Source organism: Neisseria sp. N95_16, from assembly GCF_002551535.2.
In the GTDB taxonomy this organism is placed as follows: Bacteria; Pseudomonadota; Gammaproteobacteria; order Burkholderiales; family Neisseriaceae; genus Neisseria; species Neisseria brasiliensis.
Window position 1 is genome coordinate 1 of the sequence record NZ_PDBT02000131.1, and the last position, 2,371, is coordinate 2,371.

Below are 2,371 nucleotides of genomic sequence, written 5' to 3' on the forward strand. Positions count from 1 at the left end.
GTAGGCCATATTGCAATCTTTCTTGTCAGGAAAGGCAGTATACTACCGCATACTGGCCTTTTCTGTTATTGGAAATTGCACTTGTTAGGCGAATGTAAGTTCCGTTTAAAACTTCCAACCTGCGCCTATGCTGATGCTGCGTCCCATTTGCGGCGTGTGGGACAAAAAGCTGCTGTGGGCGTAAGCGGATTGGTTCAGCAGGTTGTCGGCGCGGATGAAGCCGTACCATTCGCCGTGTCGTGCCGGTTTTCGGTAATGGACGGCGGCGTTGAGCATGTGGTGGCCGGGGGTGGGGGTTTCGTAACGGGCGGTTCGATTTTGGGTGAACAGGCGGTAGTAGTCCAGTGTGGCATTCAATTGTTCTGTGGGTTGGAACCGGAAATGTACGCCGACTCTGGCGGCCGGGACACGTGGGGCATTTTGGTCGGCTTGGACGATGTGGCCTCTTTTGCCGTATGCGTCTTCCCTGCCGGGTAGTGTGGGCAGTTTTTTCAGACGGCCTTTGACGTAGTCGCCCGACAGTCCGATGCGCAAACGGGGATGGGCTTGGTAGTGGATTTCGCCTTCTGCGCCGTAAAAGTCTGCACCCGACTGGTTGTAGCGGATGAGTTTCATCTCGCTGTCGTCTTCTATGGATTTGGGGCCGCGGCCGTCGTTGAGGGTTTGGGCGTAGATGTAGTTTTGGAAGCGGTTGCGGTAGAGGCTGATGTTGTATTGCCAGCGGCTGCCTTCATAGCCCCATCCCAGCTCGAGGTTGTTGGAACGCTCTTTCTGCAGGTGTTTGTTGCCGACTTCAAAGGTGTTGGTGGCGACGTGTTTGCCGTGTGCGTAAAGTTCCTGCGTGGACGGCAGGCGTTCTTGGTGGGAGGCGGTCAGGCTGAATTTGTGGCCGGGGGCGAAATGCCAGTTGCCGGCAAGGGCAAACGAGCGTGCGGTTTGGCGGTGCGCGCCTAAGTCGGGAAGCGGTTGGTTGAAGTAGTTTTCCCGTTCGATCAAATCCAAATCGTAACGGATGGCGGCTTTTTGCTTTTCTACCCGCATCCCGGCCTCAAGTTGGAAGTCGTCCCAGTCGAGCTGTTCGATGCCGAAGAGGCTGTAACGTTTGGTTTGGTTGTCGATCAGCATGGGCTGGCGCAGGCTTTCGGGGACGGCGGACAAGGCACTGCTTTTCTGGGTCAGGTATTGTATGCCCCAACTGCCTTTCAGACGGCCTGTCGGGCGGTGGCGCAATTCAAGGCGGATGTTGGATGTTTGGTTGTTGAAGAAGTTTTCTGCGGTATCGCCGCTTTTTTCTTGATGGCGGTAGTCGGTGTGGCCGATGTTCAGTCGCAGGGTGTCGAAACCGGGCAGGGGCTGTTTCAGTTCGGCACGGATGTCGTAGCGTCTGCTTTTCAGGTCTATCCAAGGTCTGCCGTTGTGGGTGTGCGCATGGCCGTCGCCCTCTCCGTGAACACCGCAGCTCAAGCCGGGATTGTCGTAATCGACATCTTCTTCGGTCAGCAGGTGGGGATAAAGTTGCAGATAGCGTTTGTTAATCAGGCTTTTCTGCCAAATGATGTCGGCGTGGCAGTCGTCGTAGAGGTGGCTGTGTGCCGGCAGTCCGTATTGGTCTTTGCGGATGCTGTACGCGCCGCCGATAAAACCGCCTTCTCCCACCCAAGACAACCCGACGCTGCCGCTTTGCGAGTCGGCGCGGCTGTCGGGCAGTCTTTTCAGACGGCCTCGGGCATCGTGATAATGCGGCACGGCATAGTCGGACGATTTGCGCCACAAGCCTTCCGTGTGCAGCACTATATGTTTGCCCAAACCTATATCTGCCTGTCCAGCATACAGTTTTTCCAAACTGCCGCTGCCGAAACGTGCCGTCAACTCACCATCCACACCGCCGGCTTCGGGCATTTTTTCGGGAATTTTGTTGTCGGCAACATCCACCAGGCCTGCCACATTGCCCGAGCTGTACGCCAGCGTAACCGGCCCGCGCAGAATTTCTACCTGTTTGGACAATACGGTATCTACCGTCAAAGCATGGTCGGGCGAAAAATCGGCCATATCGCCGGTTTCGCCGTGATGGTGAAGCACTTTAATCCGTCTGCCGCCCTGTCCGCGTATCACCGGCGCAGACGCACCGCCGCCGTATTGATTGGCATGAATGCCCGGATTGCCATTGAGCGCGTCGCCCAGGTTTACCGCCTTCTGTTTGAACACGCTGCCGTCGATAATCCTGTCGGACACGCCCAAACCGTGCGTCAGTCCCGACGACACCCGCGCCCTGTGTAGGAAATCATCGCGTTGTTTACACCACAGGTTGAGAAAAATAAGCCTGCAAGACCTCAAACGGCGTATCGCCGTTCAAACTGCGGTGCGGCTTCAC

Annotated in this window: 2 pseudogenes; both read right to left on the reverse strand. The window is 56.4% G+C overall.

Annotated features, from left to right (window positions below):
- Nucleotides 1-105 precede the first annotated feature (105 nt).
- Nucleotides 106-2,271, reverse strand: a pseudogene (locus tag CRG49_RS12690) (TonB-dependent receptor); the annotation flags it as partial.
- 22 nt (nt 2,272-2,293) lie between these two features.
- A pseudogene (locus tag CRG49_RS14170) lies at nt 2,294-2,371 on the reverse strand (IS481 family transposase); the annotation flags it as partial.